This window comes from Marinobacter sp., from assembly GCF_048269445.1.
Taxonomy (GTDB): domain Bacteria; phylum Pseudomonadota; class Gammaproteobacteria; order Pseudomonadales; family Oleiphilaceae; genus Marinobacter.
On sequence record NZ_JBLXIQ010000008.1, the window covers coordinates 90,183 to 107,217 of the forward strand.

Here is a 17,035-nt window from a genome sequence, read left to right on the forward strand (position 1 = left end):
CATGGCAGCACGGAAATCCGCCAAGGACAGCAAACAGACGTTGCAGTTCCGCCACCACCTGGTGCTCAACCAGTGGTTGTTTTCCCTGTTCGGCTTCGACTCGCTCAGTGGCCAGTTTGATCTGGGAAATCGGGAAGCGCCGACGCTCGAGGCGTTTCGCGACCGTTTTCAGCTGATTGGCGAAACCAGCGGCCGTAATGCCGAGGGGGAGCATCTGATCATTCAGAGAATGCGGGAAAACCTCAACGAAAACGCGAAGCTGAGCGATGAGCAACTGCTGGAGTACGACCGCCGGATTAAGCAGCTGACAGATACCATCAATAACGCGCGGCTGGCCTCCGGTGAGGAGCCGATTGAATGGAAGTATTTCCAGTACTTGATGCTGCTGTTCACCGAGATCTACCTGGACTACCTGTTCACCAAACCGGATGAGTTGCTGGAGGCGCTCAACCAACAGATTGAGCGTTGGAATGATCATTGGGTTGTGGATCAGGGCTTTAATCACAAACCGCTGGATTTACTGAACCCGGAAGATGATCTGTGGTCGCAGCTCAACATGGTGGCTTATTGGAGCGCGACTGGTTCGGGTAAAACCCTGATCATGCATGCCAACATCCTACAGTATCGCTTCTACCTGCAGCGGTATGGCAAAGCCGGGGATATCAATAAGATTATTCTGCTAACCCCCAACGAAGGGCTCACCCAGCAGCACCTGCGGGACCTGGAGAAATCCGGAATCAGGGCCAGTGAGTTTTCTGCCCGTGGTGGCGACCTGTTCGCTCAGGATGTGATTGTCATCGACATCAACAAGCTCCGCGATAGTGAGAAGAAGAAGACGGTTGCGGTCGACTCCTTCGGCTCCCGCAACCTGCTGTTGGTGGATGAGGGCCATCGGGGAACGGCCAGTGGTGGCGGTAGCTGGTACGACTATCGGCAAAAATTGTGTTCGCTGGGTTTCTCCTTCGAATACTCCGCTACGTTTGCCCAGTCAGGCTCCAAACACGAGAACCTGCGTCAGACCTATACGAAGGCCATTCTGTTCGATTACTCCTACCGACATTTTTACGGGGATGGCTACGGTAAGCAGTCTCAGATTCTGAATCTTCAAGCAAATCCCAATGCCCAGGATGAATTCCGATATCTGGTTGCCTCGTTACTGAGTTACTACCAGCAACTACGGTTGTTCGAAGAGCAAAAGGCCAGCTTCAAGTCCTTCAACCTGGAGAAGCCTCTATGGGTGTTTGTAAGCTCTAAGGTAACGGCAACGCTGTCCAGTGGTGAGGCTTCAGACACCGTTCAGGTGCTGGCGTTTATAGACCAGGTATTGCACAAGCAGGAAGAAACGGTCGCCGCGATTGATTACCTGCTGAAACGCGGCATGGTTGCCAAGGGCGGTACCGATCTATTGCATGGTCGGTTCAATTACCTGAAAGAGCTTGGGGAAAGCGGGGATGCGCTATATTACGATCTGCTCGAAAGGGTATTTCATAGTGGCGGTCGACTCCACATCGAGAATATCACCGGCATTCCTGGTGAGATCGCGCTTCGAGCTGGCACGTCTGACACCCCTTTCGGGGTCATTAACGTGGGGGATGATGCAAAGCTAGTCAAACTCTGCGAGAAGCACGACCTGTTCGCTCAGGATTCTCGCTTTAGCGAAAGCCTGTTCCACGGGATCAACACCGACACTTCACCGGTCAACCTGCTATTGGGCTCGAAGAAGTTCACTGAGGGCTGGAGCAGCTGGCGTGTTTCCAACATGACGTTGATGAACGTCGGTAAGAACGAGGGCGCCCAGATCATCCAGCTGTTCGGCCGTGGCGTTCGGTTGAAAGGCTGGAAAACGACACTGAAGCGTTCAGCCGAGCTTGCCACTGGATTGAAAGAGGCCGGCATTGAGCGGCCTGACCACATTGGTGTCATGGAGACACTTAACATCTTTGGGGTGAAGGCCGATTATATCGCTCAGTTCCGGAAGGAGCTGGAAGACGAAGAGATCCCGGTTAACGAGGGCCTTGAAGAATTCGTGCTTCCGCTCAAGCCGATGAAAGATCTGCGCAAGGACCTCCATGTTGTTCGTGTTAAGGAAAGCATTGCCAATAAGGCCATTGGTGGTTCCGGTACAGCATTTCAGGAACTTGCCGAACAGGTCGTACTGAAGGCTCCAGGTGAGTTGCAGCCTACTGAGATCGACTACTTCTGCAATCCGCCGAGGGTCAGCCTGGATTTCTATCCCCAGGTTGGACTGTTCGCAACCGACAAGAAGGGTGTTCAGAACACCGGAGCCAAGATTCAGCGTCTAAAGCCGACTCACATTGCACTGCTGGATATGCAGCGCCTTTATTTCGAGCTGCTGGCGTTCAAGCGGGACAAGCGCTGGTCAAACCTGACCATCACGCCGGATGTGGTTGAAAAACTCCTGACTGATAACCGGTACGACTGGTACCGGCTCTATGCCCCGGATGAGGCCATGGAGCTGGGCCGGTTGGAGAAGATGACGCTATGGCATGACATGGCGATATCCCTGCTCAGAAAATACTGCGAGCTGTTCTACGGATTCCGCCGGAAACAGTGGGAAGCGGACAAGCTGGAGTACAGACCGATTACCGAAAATCGGAAGTACCTCCCGGGTGTGAGTGAAGCCACACCAGAAGGCAGCTACATGGTCACCCTTGACCGGGTTCGCCATCAGTCCCTGATCAAACAACTTTCGAACTTGAGGGAGAGTATCGAAAAGGGTGATATGGATACCTGGAATGGCGCGGTTAAAGAAGGACTGGAGTTTATCTGGTGTGAGCGGCACTTCTATCAGCCGCTGCTGGCATCCACCCAGGGGCTGGATTTTCAGGTGACTCCGGTATCCCTCAACAAAGGCGAGGCCGATTTCGTTCGCGACATCCAGGCGGCAACTAAGACTGGGGCTTTTGAAGGCTACGAGGTTTACCTACTGCGCAACCAGACCGGCCAGGGAGCCGTGGGCGTATTCGTTGATGGTGGCTTCTACCCGGACTTCATCCTTTGGTTGGTGAAGGGCCAATCCCAGAAAGTGGTTTTCGTCGACCCGAAAGGCCTGCGCCATCATAAACCGGACGATCCCAAAGTCCGCTTCCATGAGACCATCAAGGACATTGAGGCAGACCTTCGCAAGCAACGTCCGGAGAATGCCGGAATCGAGCTGCATGCTTTCCTTATTTCAGAAACCCATTCTTCACAGCTTGTCAGCCAGTGGAAGGATACGACAGGCAATGCAGTCACTCGGGAGCTTATGGAAAGCTGGAATATACTATTCCGTGAAGAAGATGTTGGGTATGTTGAGAAGCTGGTCAAGGCGGTGACTTGATCGGGACGACGAATTAGGTGAGAGTAAGAAAAGGCGAGTCGCCGGCCAAGTCTCTGGCGACTCGTCAATTACTCGTTTTTGCGGACTAGAATATTCGAATAATCGGGTTAGTTTTTAAGAGCTGCGCTCAACTGCGTTTTTCTCTGCTCGTTTCAGTGCAGTGATCGCACGTTTAATATCAGCATATTCAGCACGGATTTCAGCCATCTTCCCCTCTACCTCCAAAACTTTATCGATTTCCCACGGCTCTGCTCGAAGTGCCAGGCTTTTTGCGCGATATTGATTTCCTCTGCCTTTTGGGATGTAGTTCGAGTAAACTCCGGATTTATCACTGTTAGCGCGTTTGAAAAACTTGAAGTAAGTCCAATAGATTTCAAGGCGATGCTGACGCATGCGGACCCACACATTAAGCCGACACTTTTCCCTTGGAGGTAGTAGTGCGTTATTCCGATAGTGGAATTGCCAATGCTCATCTGCAATCTTTTGTGCCTCTTTTTTTAGCTCTTCAATATTAAAGTGTAGGGCTGCGATTATTTCCTGAATTGTCATAGATAGTAATTCCTCAATCAGTCAATTTTGATCGTCTCCAGGTGTGGGTTTTGAGCTGTATTCCCTGGATTAAAGACAGATTAAAGAATCGATCCTCGTGCGACTGACATAACGCCCCCCATTTTTACCCCTGCGTTTTGCAAGCTTGCGATTCAAATAAATGTTATCGACGGAGTTGGCCAATAGCTGGTGGGTTGAGTTTTTTTGAATGAGTAACTAGCAGGTTCGAGCCCTGGGTTGCACTTAGGTAATGATCAGGAGAATGAAAGCTGATCCCTCAATTGCGACAAGGTGCAAAATGGTGAATTTCAAACTGACTATTCCTCTCTCTGCGACACTCTCTCTGGTCATTTTTATGACCGCCTGCACTACTACCTACGAGCCTCCCGTGGTCGCCGACAAGCTTATCTGGACATCTGACGGAGAAAGCGTTCGCCCAGCGTGGACACTTATGCCGGCCGCAAGACAGGATTCAGAAGACCAGGCCGTCCGTGTGGTCGGGATGAGTAACCGGCACAGCACGCAAAAGGGCGCGCGAGATGCTGCCATGGATGATGCACGCCGCCAGATCGCTAACTATTTTTCGAGCCAGGTCGAGGACAAGGTCGAGCGAATTGAAAGCGGAGCTAATACGCAGAGTGGGGTACAAGACCCAGTTCAGGAGCTGAAACGGATTACGCAGCAGCTGTCTGTTCATGCCGTTAACTCAATGACAGTGGAGAATTCTCGATTTGAGCAATGGTTGGATAGCCGAACCGGCAAAACCTTCTTCAACGCATTTGTTCAGGCCTCCATGCCCATGAATTCGCTGCATGTTGGAAGGTTCGGTGAACTGGGAGATATGCGTCGGTTCGAGGAGGACGAATGATCAACAGAGGTGTTCTTCTCATCACGATCAGTTTTCTCTTTATGGCATCTGGTTTGGCCCGCGCAAACGATACATCTGTCCTCAAGACCGCTGAGCTTCCATCGTGGACCTCAAAAACTCAATTTCGGGAGCCTGGCGGCAAGCGGATGGTGTTTGTGGGAATCGGGCAGGGATACTCGATCGCGCAGGCAAAGACCCGGGCACGAAGTGATGCCCAGGCACAGCTTTTATTGGCTGTTGGCGGCGTGGTGATTACTAGTCAGAAGCTGGTGGAATCCACACAGACAGATGAAGACGGCATCGCCCAATATTCAGTGGGGGGGGGAACGCTATACCGACAGTGCCTCGCAAAGCTTCTTTCAGGGCGGTGATTCAGAGTTTGTTGCTCATTCCTCCGGCAATGTTGTGAACGGGTATTTTCGTTTGAGCCTTCCAATCGAGTCTGTTGAGGCTGCGCGTGATGAAGTGGCTCGCGCGCACAGGGCAGAGGTTCTTCGGAAGATTGAGGCTTACCGGTTGGCAGGGCTGTCTAGACGCAATGGAGTCAACGGTTACCGTTACGCGGTTGTTCAGGAGCAAGCGTCCGCCCAGCGCGGATCAAACGAACTGCGAATTTCTGTGGAATACGAAGCGCGCCGCAAGGCTCGGCATTCGGGAAGAGTTGCTCTCGTCAATCGTTTAAAAGGCGCGTCCATAAGAGCCGTTGCGGCGCAGTCCGGTCAACAAGTCGACATGAGTCACTCCAGCGCCACAGGATTCGTACGGTCGGAAGTTGTTGCTGAACGAGTTTGGTGGGAAGGCGAGGAAGCAGTTGCTGAAAGCTTCCTCCTTGGCTGGGTAAAAGGGGGCTGATCCATGAGTGTGATGTTGAGATTTTTATTCAACGTGGGAGTTGCTTTCTTCCTGCCGGTTCTCGCTGTTGCAAACACCGTTGTCACCGTGGGTGCTACAGGGTCGGATCGGGACTCCGCTATTGAGGCGGCCTTGAGTAGGGCCTTTGTAGAGACGCTAGGTAGTCAGGTTTTTTCCGTGACAACAATGAATGGCGACCAGTTTCATTCAATGGCCACCGCTGTTACCAGTGGCCGGGTCCACAGCTACGAACTTTTAGAAGAGCGTGAAATCTTTGATGGGGTTCATGTGCGTCTGCAGGTGACTCTGACTGAGAAAGATATCGCCGGAATCGTCCCGGAGGAGATAAAAACGTGGGATCAGCGAATTGATGGTGTGCGGAGTTGGGATCAGGCTCAGCAGTCTGTCGGCGAGTATCGGCGACTCCTGGATGAGTTTCTGATCGGCCCACGCCATCAACTGAACGCGGGGTATGCCATCGTACTCAGATCCTATGATGTCTCGGCTGTCGACGTTCACCAGATCAAAGGCCATATCTATGTGGATGTTATCGTGAATCAGTCCTGGTGGGACACCTACTATCGGCTGGTCCGCACGATTGTTCCTCAGGGCAACCAGGTAATACCGGAAGGACCTCTGAAAGTTTTCAACGGTACTGCTGCCGTTGATTCTGCTTCCAGTCGTCGAGTCGATAAGGGCCTGCGATACGATCTCGCTCACCCTCTGCCGGTGCGCCTATCAGTTGGCAGGAACGTCTCGAACTTCATTCTCTATAAAAACGCCCTGTTGGTATCCGCTCAACCGATGACCGAGGATTCCGCGCAGACGGGCTACCAGCAATCACAGGCAACCAGAGGGGAGATATCGCTGACGAAGGGCAATGTCGTCGGCGGTGACGCCAGAATTGATAGACGAAAATCCGACCTGCAATGCGGCTCCGTCCAGCAAGGCGCGTCTGCAGTCTACTGTGGCCAACGTTTTACAGTGAAAATCCCGTTTGAGGCATCAAACGAGGCTGAAGTGATAGAGACCATGCAGCGTGGTGTGAGGGCCGAGCTTAGCCTGTATGGCAATAATACCTGCGAGCGCGACTGTGATTTGTTCGACGACGATCGAGCAGAGGATCCGGATCCAAATAAGCTATTGAGGCAGTTGCTTTTGAAATACAAGCGGTAGTGGACGGCAGAATGAGTTGGGTGTTTTCAACGTGCGAACAAGAGGGTAGCAGTATGACGAACAGCTTTTGGGGTGTGATAGCTGCATTGCTGCTGGCGGTGTCCCTTCCAGCGTCCGGATGGGACTTTGATCAGACTCGTGCACGAGACATTATGGACCGAGCTGCAAATGATGGAGATGCCACGGCCAGACTGCTCGTTGCCATGGCCCTGGATGAACGGATCGATACCGGTTTTGATCATTATGAGTTCCGGTTACCACCATCAAACGATCCGAAGCAGCTTTATATTCAGTGGCTTGATCATGACCACATCTACTCAAATTTGATGTATGGATCTAGAGAGCACGCATCGAAGGTAACTCTGATGGTTTATGCGCTACAGGGTACATTCTCCCTATGGAATCACAGGTACGGGAGGGCAGCGCTTTACTACCAAGCGGCGGAACAAATCGGCGAGCAATTGATTCAAAAAAATGGGTTTGGACCAGATCTGGCCGTCCTCACGTACGACGCCCGAGCTGGGAAGGTCGCGGCAATGCGCTGTAGTGGCAACGTTCCACCGCAGGATACGACCTACAAAATTGATAAAATGTTGGCTGGCCTGGAGCGAACATCGGAGATCGCAAGAGACTACCGCGCGTACATACAGTATCACTCAGTCGGAAAGCCAAATACGTTGGGATTGGAAGACTCAGGATGTTGGGCGGGGGCCGCCTCTGGCGCTGCTGTGATTTATCCTCTGGCGCCGTTCAATTATGAGGAGAACACGTCTAAATATGTCGGACTAGATTACTGACTGGCGTTTCCTTTGCCGGGGTCACTCGGCATTCTTCTTTTCCTGATTACGAGAGTAGAGACACCATCCGGTGAGAAACGTTGCGCCAATGATGCCTATAGCCATGGCAGTCAGAACGCCGATTTCGATAGTCATTTGGTCTAGACCTCGCCTCATTTGAATCAGTCCACGTTTCTTAATGCCAACAGCCTAACATTATCAACCAAGCAGCTCACCGAACCATCTTTTTGAGCTTTCGCATGTATTCTCTTGCCACATTCTTCGGTGCTGGACATCCCGGAACCTCCTCTGGAAGAGCACTGCGAATTTCCTTGTTGAGATCTTCTCCAGCGCATACCCTGTTGCAGGCAATCTCATACGCTCGCTCAAACATCGGCCAACTCTTATCTCGGCTCATTGTTCGTAGTTCATGTGCTCCAACCGACTGGGCTGCGACAAACACCGCTGGATGGCTCCAAGTTCGTTGCTGTCCAGCCGGATGTATTCTTCGGCAGGCTTCCTGATAGGCCCTTACAGCTGATGGTAACCCCATAAACTCAGGGTCAGGCTTGCACCAGCTTATGAATTTTCCTACCGGAGGGCAGTACGAGGAGCCACTTTTCAAAGTTTTATGGAGTCCGCACTGGATTTCGAGGTCGCTTCGAACATTCGCATCTAAGAGAGCTTTCACCCAGAATTTTTTTGCCTTTTTCTCAACCGATTCGTTTGTCCACGTCGCCCCCCAGCCCGGACAGATCAACTTAATCTGTTCGAATATAACGTTCACGGCTTCTGCCATTTTCATTTCAGCATCACTCGGCTTTTCATTTGGCTGCATTGTTAACCCTCCCATAGCCAGGAAATGTCCCCGTGAGTAGATTGATTCACCAATGTCATTGGCTCGCCACCTGACCTGGTTGCCTTCTTTTCTCTGTCCAGGGTTGGCTTCTTTCGCCTAGTGCTCGGTTTTAGCTGCGCATTAGTGATGTTTTTATTTTTTGAATATTTCTTTTTGGAAATTGTCTTACATAAAGGGCCGTTTGCACCGGTGTCGGATTGACCGTGGCCCGAAAAGCCGGCATCGGTATCCCCGTTTTTGGTATCGGCAGGTTTCTGAGGGGTCTGGTTAATCGTGATCCCAGTGGTCCAGCGCCCATGCTCTCCACGCACTTTTTTCCTCACCAAATAACCGGCATCTTCAAGCTGTTTGAAGATTCGTTGTTGCCTATCTTTCCCAATGCCAAACTTTCTCCGAATATGGTCGGCCCGGACCTCCCAGTCTTCCGGTAGCGACAAGAGGTAAACCAATACACCGATAGTGTCGAGGGAAAGCCCCTTTTCCTCGAACAAGGCATTTGGAATCGAAGCGAAGTTTTTGGTTAATCGTTCTTTTTTAATCGGCATTGCGGCTTTCTCCTGGAGTTTGAATCCCTTTAAAAGGGAAGCGCGTCGAACACTTGCTGCCGCTGGCGCTCCCTAATACGTGAAAACTAATTTACTCGGTTGCAAGCCGTCCGACTGAACACACGCAAGCGTAAAAATGGCTGCGTGTTGCGTTGACAAAACCAATGAGCGGTAATTTCGGGCGATCCCGCTGAGACGATCCATAGATATTGCGTTCGCTCTCAAGCGGAGGGGTCAAAGGATGATCCAAGATTAGGCATTAAATTCGCCTTCAATGGGCAATTAGGCTGACCGAGGGGGAGGGCCAAACTATTGAGAGGTCGCCGTCTCGAGTAGGGCGTTAGCCTGAGCACTAATATGCCCAAGGAGCTGATTGGAATGATATTTCTTCAGGTCGACAGGGAGGTTGGCTATGGTCTTTGCAGCTGCATTACTGTCAGCTCCCTTCATGGTAAGCTCCAATGAAGGACTATTTATAGAGCATTTTCGGGGCGCATCAAGAGTTGACAGCCAGCATAGGCATATTTAAATGGTTTTTTGGTGCCGCAGATCATTTATGTCAAATGATTCCATGGTAAGACTGCTCGCAGTAGGCTAAGCTTTTTTCCGGTCTAAGATCTAACAAATGGGGATTCAGAGACTGTAATAATAAAACGGTCAAATTTCTCCAATTGCACCGCGATTTTTTTAATGGTAGTTATTTTCATCATGGAGATTTAAGTATTGTTTGAAAATAAAAATATAGAAAAATACGCTGTCAAAGAAATTCCTCTCGATAGAGATTGCTTCCTTATGAGCGAAAAATACATGGAGGAATTTGCTAAAGAGCTTGATAAAATGCTACAAGGCCAGGAATGTAATCCATATGAAGTCGGCTATGTGAGTCCAGTTGCTGTCAGAAAGGTAAACAAAGAATCGCTAGATCTATCTTGGTATCCAAACACATTCACACGATTTCACGAGGTTTCCATAACGCTGCCTGTTGACGCGGTGAAGATCTGCGTTGAATGTGGTCCGTACGATGTGAAGCCCTATATATTCGTAGATCACGAATGGCTAGAACATCTCCATTTGCGCGAATACTCTGTATTCGCATTGGTTGATGCCATTGGTGTAAAAAATTTGTTAACGAATAATTATCTTAGTAAGGATAAATTGATAGAGTTAAGGTCAAAAATTGATCAGCTAGCGGAAAGTGAACTTAATATATCCTTTATTTCTTTTGCTGATAGCTTGATACTTAAAACGAACTGGGATGTTGGGTATTATAACAAGGGTGTCGAATGCTCGTATAAGCCCGAAAAAATACTACATATTATAAAAGAGCTAGATCGAATTTACCAAGAAGTTCTTGGGTTGCCCATCTATGCAGTTCTTACTCAGGGCAGCAATGAGTACTATGGTGAACCTTTGCTCCATATATCAAAGAGTAAAAATCATATTTGCTTAAATAGCCTAGGTGTACCTTTCGCTGAGCTTCTTGCTATAGAAAGCTCCGCCAAGAATGCAATAAAATCAGGTGTTCATCCACCCAAGCAATTGTATCTGGATGAGCAATTCTACAACTCGTTGCAGTTAAAATATGAGTTCAAGAAGAGTGATAAGCCGAAGAACTCGTACGCAGCAATTATGAAAACTAATCAACCAAGCTATTTTTATTCATCTTGTGACGAACTGCTAGCGAATCTTGATGACTGATAACGTTTAAAAGACGCTGTTGTCGGGAAAAATTCCACCGCTTCGTGGCTCAAAATTGCCGCAAAGCTATGCGTAATGCCAAATGAGGTGATCGGTGGATCTTGTACTTTTTTTGAAAGACCGGCTTGAGTTTGCCAAATACTTTTACAGTAATGCGTCGGAGCCATTCACGAAGATAGTGGCCGCAATTGAAAACGAAGAACCACCGTTCGTGCCCGAATATGATGAGTCTGGAGAGCCTTTTTATCTACAGGAATGGCAGGATGCTAAAACGGGACTAGAGTCTGTAGGATTGACGGCACTATCAATGGTGGCTTCTTCACTCCAGCTGTTTCTAAATGATTGGGTCTATTTTCGGCATGAGCGATGGCGTGACGAAAAGTACAAACGGAAAAACACCAAGGGTTGGTTCCACGCTTACCGAAAAATATTCGAAATTGTTGGCCTCGATATCGAGAATTGCCCTGCAGATCTGGACTTGATTGAGCAGGCTGTTCTCGCACGAAATCGGGGTCAGCATCCGGAAGTCTTAACCATCCTACAGACGACACATTCCAAGACTGACTTGGAGAAATATCCATCTCCGTATTTCGTCTCTGAAGCGGACCAAAAAGTGATCAGTTTCGATGATGGGGAGTTGTCTTGGTGGTTGTCTCCGAATGTGTATGTAGATGAGATTAAGCTAGAGGCCGTTATCGCCGAGGTCGAGAAATTATGCCAGTGGCTTGAGGTTGAGCGCTGACATTCAACATGGGTATAACCAGTGTAAGGAGAGAGCATGCCTGAGGATCTCGATAATTTGGCGTTTTGCTTTTTCAAGCTTTTCGCCCAATACGAATACGCTCTGAAAGCGATGCAATACGCCCGCAGTGGAGTAGGCGGTCAAGCTGAGCCTGAGTGGGATAGGTTCTCCAACGAAATTGGTCTCCTGGTTATGGACGAGGCGAACGGGGAACTACTGGATGCCATCAGTTATCTGTTTGACCACCCGCCGAAGAAGCAGATCTTAAAAGACGGGGTTCTATTTTGGCAGAGTGTGGAAACCGCAGAACGTTCGCCCCAGATTCTCTTCTCCCACATTCGACGGGTACGAAACAACTTATATCATGGTGGTAAGTTCAACGGTCGCTGGTTTGATCCGGATCGTAGCGAGGAACTGATCAGCAAATCACTGTTAATACTTCGGGCTTTACAGGAAAAGCATGATGACTTGGCAGAGGCGATCCATGGTAATCATGGAGAAAAAGCTGGGAGTAGCAAAACGCGGTTGCACTACGAACGAAAAGTACAGTTATGGGAGCTCAAATCTTCACCCAAAAAATAATAACGCAACTTATTGAGCATAAACGTTTTTATGGAGATTGAATGAGCGTAGTTTCATTTCTAAGAATATCAATTAAGCCATTGAAAATAAAGAATAAGTCATAATCAGAAAGCTCGTCCTGCAACTCCGTGTACGCCGGTTCGATTCCGACCCGCGCCTCCATTATTTCCAGTAATCCCCAGCATTTTGACGGCTTCAGACTAGGGCTGGCTTCCTACGCAACCCGTTTCCAATCTTCTGGCGTCATCACAGCTCGATATGCTTCAATGATCGGTAATTAGTCAGGCCAGCCAACAAGGCTGTCTTTTGTACTTTGGTGCCTGGTCAAAAACAATGAGCACAGACGAAAAGAGGGGCAAACCCCGGCGCGCTTCACTTCGCGGCCGCCAACTGGAACCCGTCGTATTGGCGGAGCTGCGGGACCTGATCGGTGACGAAGGTGTCGATTCGTCATTGCGAGATCGCGATCGCCTGATCGAGCACCTACATGCACTGCAGGACGCAGACGGTTACCTCTCTATGCCCCGCCTCCGGGCACTTGCAGCTTTCATGAATCTGCCCATGGCCGCCATTTACGAAACGGCCACCTTCTACGCCCATTTCGATGTTATTCACGACGAACAAGCACCACCGCCTTCCTTGACCCTCCGGGTGTGTGACTCGCTATCCTGTCGTTTGGCAGGAGTGGAGGCGCTGCATCAGGCGCTGACTGACGGAGCTGATCCCGCCAGGGTGAGGGTACGGCGCGCGCCCTGCATGGGGCGCTGCGACACCGCGCCCGTGGTAGCCGTTGGGCATCATCATGTCCTGAATGCCAACGCCCTGAATGTTGAGGCCGCGGTAGAGCAGGGGCAGGTTCAGCCAGAGGCGATCTCCTGGCCACGTCTGTCGGATTATCGTTCGGCCGGTGGTTATCAATTGCTAACGGATTGCCGTGAAGGCCGGGTGAGTGTCGAAGCGCTGGAGAAGGAACTCGAGCATGCTGGCCTGCGCGGCCTTGGTGGCGCAGGATTTCCTACCTTCCGCAAGTGGCAGGCCGTGCGGGCCGAGCCCGGGCCACGCTACGCGGTGATCAACGCCGATGAGGGTGAGCCGGGCACTTTTAAGGATCGCTATTACCTGGAACGAGAACCCCACGTATTCCTGGAAGGCGCGTTGGTTAGCGCCTGGGCGGTTGAGGCGAAGGCCCTGTACATTTACCTGCGGGACGAGTACCCCGGCCTGCATGGTGTGCTGAAAGAGGCTATTGCCGAACTGGAAGCAGCCGCAATTATCGAGCAGGGCTTCGTGATCCTGCGCCGTGGCGCGGGTGCCTATATCTGTGGCGAGGAATCCGCCCTGATCGAGTCCCTTGAGGGCAAGCCGGGCAAGCCACGCCATCGCCCGCCGTTCGTTGCCCAGAAAGGGCTATTTGGCCAGCCCACCCTGGTTAATAACGTCGAGACGGTTTACTGGATTCCCCGCATCCACGCCCAGGGCGCCGACTGGTTCGCCAGCCAGGGGCGCCATGGTCGTCGCGGCCTTCGGAGCTTTTCTGTCTCTGGTCGGGTCGCGCGGCCCGGCGTTCATCTCGCCCCCGCCGGCATTACCCTCAATGAGCTGTTAGAGGAATACTGCGGCGGCATGGCGGAAGGGCATCAACTCTTGGCCTATCTGCCCGGTGGGGCTTCCGGCGGCATACTGCCGGCCAGCAAAGCAGACATCCCCCTGGACTTCGACACTCTGCAGGAACACGGCTGCTTCATCGGCTCTGCTGCCGTGATCGTTCTATCAGATCAGGACGATTTGGCCGCGGCAGCCTCCAACCTTTTGGGCTTCTTCGCGGATGAGTCATGCGGCCAGTGCACTCCCTGCCGTGTGGGCACCGAGAAGATGCTCACGTTACTGGAGCGTGATACCTGGGACGAGGAGACGCTCCAGCAGCTGGCCAGAGTGATGGCGGATGCTTCCATCTGCGGTCTCGGCCAGGCCGCACCCAATCCGGTTCTGAGTCTGCTGCGAGACTTCCGCAGCGAACTCGCAAGCCGCAACCTGATAGCGAAAGGTTAGGGGAGGCAGCCATGAGCCATCCAAAAAGAGCCATGAGCGTTGCGACCACAAGCTTTACCCTGACACTCGACGACGTTGAAGTTCAGGCCTTCCCCGGCGAAACCCTGTGGCAGGTTGCCAAGCGGGCCGGCGAGACCATCCCGCACCTTTGCTTCAAAGACGGTCCAGGTTACCGCGCGGATGGCAATTGCCGCGCCTGCATGGTGGAAGTGGCGGGTGAGCGGGTGCTCGCCGCAAGCTGTATCCGCGAGGCAGCGCCTGGCATGGTGGTGCGAAGCGCAGTCTCCGTCCGTGCCCAGGAAGCCCGCAGAGGGGTACTGGAATTGCTGTTGGCCGATCAGCCCGAGCGAGCGCAAAGCCCGGACCAGTCCAGCCACCTGTGGCATACAGCAGATCAACTGGCCATTGATGCCGGTGCCGTGCGCCAACGCCTCCCGGCCCGTTCAGAGCGCGACGAGCCCACGGTTCACCATGTTACGCCGCGGCCGGATTCACTGGCCCACGCCCAGGGTCATGACATCACCCATTCTGCCATGAGCGTGAATCTGGACGCCTGCATCACCTGCGGCTTGTGCGAGCGTGCCTGCCGCGAGGTGCAGGGCAACGACGTTATCGGGCTGGCGCACCGTGGCGCCGCGTCCAAGGTCGTGTTTGATTTCGATGACCCCATGGGAGACAGCACCTGCGTGGCCTGCGGAGAATGCGTGCAGGCCTGCCCGACCGGGGCATTGATGCCTGCCACTTTGATCGATGCCCAGGGCCGCGGAGACTCCGCCATGGCCGATCGCACCGTTGACTCCGTCTGCCCGTACTGCGGGGTGGGCTGCCAGCTCACCTATCACGTCAAAGACGAACCTTCCCACGCCCCAGCAGGGGCCGGCGAGCAGGGCGGGCGTATCCTCTTTGTTGAAGGCAGAGACGGGCCCTCAAACCAGGGCCGGCTTTGCGTTAAGGGGCGCTACGGTTTCGATTACCCCGCGCACCCGGCACGTCTCACCCGGCCGCTGATCCGCCGGGCGGGCGTGGCCAAGGGGCTCGACCCTGACTTCGATCCGGCCAATCCGTTAACGCACTTTCGAGAGGCAAGCTGGGAAGAGGCACTGGATCTTGCCGCAAACGGATTAACCCAACTCAAAACACAACACGGCCCGGATGCGCTCGCCGGCTTTGGCAGCGCCAAGTGCTCCAACGAAGAGGCCTGGCTGTTCCAGAAACTGGTACGCACCGGTTTCGGCTCCAACCATGTCGACCACTGCACGCGGCTGTGCCACGCCAGCTCCGTGGCGGCGCTGATGGAATGCCTGGGCTCTGGCGCAGTCACCGCGTCCTTCATGCAGGCGTTGGAGGCTGATGTGGTGATCCTCACCGGCTGCAACCCGGCGGTGAACCACCCGGTGGCCGCCACCTATTTCAAGCAGGCGGCGCGAAACGGCACCAAACTGATCATCATCGACCCCCGGGGCCAGGCGCTGGATGCCTATGCCTGGCGCAGCCTGCGTTTCTCGCCCGGTGGCGACGTGGCACTTTTCAACGCCATGCTCCACGTGATCATCAGCGAAGGACTCTTTGACCAGGCCTACATAGATACCCACACCGAGGGCTTCGCGGCGCTGGCAGCCAGTGTTGCGGATATGTCGCCGGAGGTGATGAGCCCGCTCTGCGGCGTTGAGCCAGACGCCATTCGTGAAGTGGCTCGCGCTTATGCGAATGCCGATAAAGCAATGATCTTCTGGGGCATGGGCATTTCCCAGCACGTGCACGGCACTGACAACGCCCGCTGCCTGATTTCACTGGCCCTAACATGCGGCCACACGGGCCGGCCGGGCACTGGCCTGCATCCGTTGCGCGGTCAAAACAACGTCCAGGGCGCCTCAGACGCCGGCCTGATCCCCATGGTGCTGCCCGACTACCAACCGGTGGGAGACGCCCAGCTGCGCGCCGCCTTCGAAGAACTCTGGGACACCGAACTTGACCCTGAGCCGGGGCTCACCGTTGTGGAAATTATGGACGCCATCGCGGCGGGAACGATCAAGGGCATGTACATCCTCGGAGAAAACCCCGCGATGTCCGACCCGGATCTGACCCATGCCCGGGCCGCGCTTGCTGCCCTTGAGCACCTGGTGGTGCAGGACCTGTTCGTCACGGAGACCGCCCAGTTTGCCGACGTCATCCTGCCTGCCGCCGCCTGGTCGGAAAAAACAGGCACCGTCACCAATACCAACCGGCAGGTGCAAATGGGCCGTGCCGCACTGCCGCCGCCAGGAGAGGCAAAGCCCGACTGGTGGGCTATTCAGGAAATTGCCCGGCGTTTCGGACTGGGTTGGAACTACGCCGGCCCCAAGCAAGTGTTCGCCGAGATGAAACAGGGCATGCACTCACTCGATCATATCTCCTGGTCCCGGCTGGAACGCGAAGGTTCCGTGACCTATCCATGTCCGGCCGACGACGCGCCGGGGTACGATGTTGTCTTCTCTGATGCCTTCCCACGGGCTGGCGGCCGGGCCAGATTTTCGCCCGCTTGGCCACTGCCGCCCGACGAGCCGGTGGATGAGGCCTATCCCACCGTTTTAACCACCGGGCGACTGCTTGAGCACTGGCACACCGGTGCCATGACCCGTCGCAGCCGGGTACTGGACGAGCGGGAGCCCGAAGCAGCTGCCTTTCTGGCACCAGCGGAGTTCGCTCGCCTGGGCGTAGCATCGGGTGATCCCATTCAAATTGCCACCCGGCGCGGCAGCATCACCCTGGCGGCGCGGGCCGATCAGACCATGCCCGAGGGCATGGTGTTCGTACCCTTCGCCTTTGTGGAGGCAGCGGCCAACCTGCTCACCAACCCGGCGCTGGACCCGGACGGGAAGATTCCGGAGTTCAAGTACGCGGCGTGCCGGTTGAGCCCGGTGTAGTTTCCGAAGCGACTCGTTGCCTTCGATCCAAGGTGGTGCTAGCGGGCTGGTTCAAGCTCCAGTAAGTTATCAATAAAGCAATTTAAGTATTTGAAT

14 protein-coding genes and 1 pseudogene are annotated in these 17,035 nt (G+C 53.3%); 11 read left to right on the forward strand and 4 right to left on the reverse strand.

Translation table 11 applies throughout. The features are described from left to right. Position 1: 1 nt before the first annotated feature. Positions 2–3,340, forward strand: coding sequence for a DEAD/DEAH box helicase family protein (locus ACN0XM_RS16525; RefSeq protein WP_417568037.1), 3,339 nt, complete (start codon positions 2–4; stop codon positions 3,338–3,340). Positions 3,341–3,454: 114 nt separating this feature from the next. Here ACN0XM_RS16525 and mobI read toward each other — a convergent pair whose 3' ends face one another. Next, a complete protein-coding gene (gene mobI / locus ACN0XM_RS16530; protein WP_417568038.1) occupies positions 3,455–3,889 on the reverse strand; it encodes a conjugative transfer protein MobI(A/C) in 435 nt (144 codons plus the stop codon). A 298-nt stretch (positions 3,890–4,187) separates the two neighbouring features. Here mobI and ACN0XM_RS16535 point away from each other — a divergent pair, with 298 nt between their 5' ends. The 5 genes from ACN0XM_RS16535 to ACN0XM_RS16555 are packed head-to-tail and all read left to right on the forward strand — an operon-like array spanning position 4,188 to position 7,582. Beyond that, positions 4,188–4,757, forward strand: coding sequence for a hypothetical protein (locus ACN0XM_RS16535; protein WP_417568039.1), 570 nt, complete (start codon positions 4,188–4,190; stop codon positions 4,755–4,757). Next, positions 4,754–5,128 carry a hypothetical protein gene (locus ACN0XM_RS16540; protein ID WP_417568040.1) on the forward strand — a complete coding sequence of 125 codons (375 nt, stop codon included), beginning with the start codon at positions 4,754–4,756 and terminating at the stop codon, positions 5,126–5,128. Before ACN0XM_RS16535 ends, ACN0XM_RS16540 begins: the two co-directional genes overlap by 4 nt. Further along, positions 5,046–5,609: a hypothetical protein gene (locus ACN0XM_RS16545; RefSeq protein ID WP_417568041.1), complete on the forward strand. Its 564-nt coding sequence runs from the start codon at positions 5,046–5,048 to the stop codon at positions 5,607–5,609. Before ACN0XM_RS16540 ends, ACN0XM_RS16545 begins: the two co-directional genes overlap by 83 nt. Before the next feature lie 3 nt (positions 5,610–5,612). Further along, positions 5,613–6,785, forward strand: coding sequence for a hypothetical protein (locus tag ACN0XM_RS16550; protein WP_417568042.1), 1,173 nt, complete (start codon positions 5,613–5,615; stop codon positions 6,783–6,785). A gap of 53 nt (positions 6,786–6,838) precedes the next feature. Next, entirely contained in the window at positions 6,839–7,582 is a 744-nt protein-coding gene (locus ACN0XM_RS16555; protein ID WP_417568043.1) for a hypothetical protein, read from the forward strand. A 211-nt stretch (positions 7,583–7,793) separates the two neighbouring features. Here the strand turns inward: ACN0XM_RS16555 and ACN0XM_RS16560 are convergent, their stop codons facing one another. The 3 genes and pseudogenes from ACN0XM_RS16560 to ACN0XM_RS16570 all read right to left on the reverse strand — a co-directional run. Next, complete coding sequence (locus ACN0XM_RS16560; protein ID WP_417568044.1) at positions 7,794–8,399, reverse strand: replication protein P; 606 nt, start codon at positions 8,397–8,399, stop codon at positions 7,794–7,796. A gap of 2 nt (positions 8,400–8,401) precedes the next feature. Next, positions 8,402–8,965: a hypothetical protein gene (locus tag ACN0XM_RS16565; protein WP_417568045.1), complete on the reverse strand. Its 564-nt coding sequence runs from the start codon at positions 8,963–8,965 to the stop codon at positions 8,402–8,404. 315 nt (positions 8,966–9,280) lie between these two features. Continuing rightward, positions 9,281–9,415: pseudogene (locus ACN0XM_RS16570) on the reverse strand (IS1595 family transposase); the annotation flags it as partial. Between the two features lie 273 nt (positions 9,416–9,688). Here ACN0XM_RS16570 and ACN0XM_RS16575 point away from each other — a divergent pair. From ACN0XM_RS16575 to fdhF, 5 genes are all read left to right on the forward strand, one after another. Then, the gene (locus tag ACN0XM_RS16575; protein WP_417568046.1) at positions 9,689–10,663 is read left to right on the forward strand and encodes a hypothetical protein; all 975 of its coding nucleotides are present in this window, start codon (positions 9,689–9,691) and stop codon (positions 10,661–10,663) included. A gap of 94 nt (positions 10,664–10,757) precedes the next feature. Then, a complete protein-coding gene (locus ACN0XM_RS16580; protein WP_417568047.1) occupies positions 10,758–11,405 on the forward strand; it encodes a hypothetical protein in 648 nt (215 codons plus the stop codon). A 36-nt stretch (positions 11,406–11,441) separates the two neighbouring features. After that, positions 11,442–11,987 carry a hypothetical protein gene (locus ACN0XM_RS16585; RefSeq protein WP_417568048.1) on the forward strand — a complete coding sequence of 182 codons (546 nt, stop codon included), beginning with the start codon at positions 11,442–11,444 and terminating at the stop codon, positions 11,985–11,987. 333 nt (positions 11,988–12,320) lie between these two features. Next, a complete protein-coding gene (locus ACN0XM_RS16590; protein ID WP_417568049.1) occupies positions 12,321–14,036 on the forward strand; it encodes an NADH-ubiquinone oxidoreductase-F iron-sulfur binding region domain-containing protein in 1,716 nt (571 codons plus the stop codon). 11 nt (positions 14,037–14,047) lie between these two features. Next, positions 14,048–16,939: a formate dehydrogenase subunit alpha gene (gene fdhF / locus ACN0XM_RS16595; RefSeq protein WP_417568050.1), complete on the forward strand. Its 2,892-nt coding sequence runs from the start codon at positions 14,048–14,050 to the stop codon at positions 16,937–16,939. Positions 16,940–17,035: the final 96 nt, after the last annotated feature.

What these genes read in the sequence shown, in the direction of transcription:
- ACN0XM_RS16555 (WP_417568043.1), top strand. Translation starts at nt 6,839, where the DNA reads ATGACGAACAGCTTTTGGGGTGTGATAGCTGCATTGCTGCTGGCGGTG.
- mobI (WP_417568038.1), bottom strand. Translation starts at nt 3,889, where the DNA reads ATGACAATTCAGGAAATAATCGCAGCCCTACACTTTAATATTGAAGAG.
- ACN0XM_RS16550 (WP_417568042.1), top strand. Translation starts at nt 5,613, where the DNA reads ATGAGTGTGATGTTGAGATTTTTATTCAACGTGGGAGTTGCTTTCTTC.
- ACN0XM_RS16585 (WP_417568048.1), top strand. Translation starts at nt 11,442, where the DNA reads ATGCCTGAGGATCTCGATAATTTGGCGTTTTGCTTTTTCAAGCTTTTC.
- fdhF (WP_417568050.1), top strand. Translation starts at nt 14,048, where the DNA reads ATGAGCCATCCAAAAAGAGCCATGAGCGTTGCGACCACAAGCTTTACC.
- ACN0XM_RS16565 (WP_417568045.1), bottom strand. Translation starts at nt 8,965, where the DNA reads ATGCCGATTAAAAAAGAACGATTAACCAAAAACTTCGCTTCGATTCCA.
- ACN0XM_RS16560 (WP_417568044.1), bottom strand. Translation starts at nt 8,399, where the DNA reads ATGCAGCCAAATGAAAAGCCGAGTGATGCTGAAATGAAAATGGCAGAA.
- ACN0XM_RS16535 (WP_417568039.1), top strand. Translation starts at nt 4,188, where the DNA reads ATGGTGAATTTCAAACTGACTATTCCTCTCTCTGCGACACTCTCTCTG.
- ACN0XM_RS16525 (WP_417568037.1), top strand. Translation starts at nt 2, where the DNA reads ATGGCAGCACGGAAATCCGCCAAGGACAGCAAACAGACGTTGCAGTTC.
- ACN0XM_RS16540 (WP_417568040.1), top strand. Translation starts at nt 4,754, where the DNA reads ATGATCAACAGAGGTGTTCTTCTCATCACGATCAGTTTTCTCTTTATG.
- ACN0XM_RS16545 (WP_417568041.1), top strand. Translation starts at nt 5,046, where the DNA reads ATGAAGACGGCATCGCCCAATATTCAGTGGGGGGGGGAACGCTATACC.
- ACN0XM_RS16590 (WP_417568049.1), top strand. Translation starts at nt 12,321, where the DNA reads ATGAGCACAGACGAAAAGAGGGGCAAACCCCGGCGCGCTTCACTTCGC.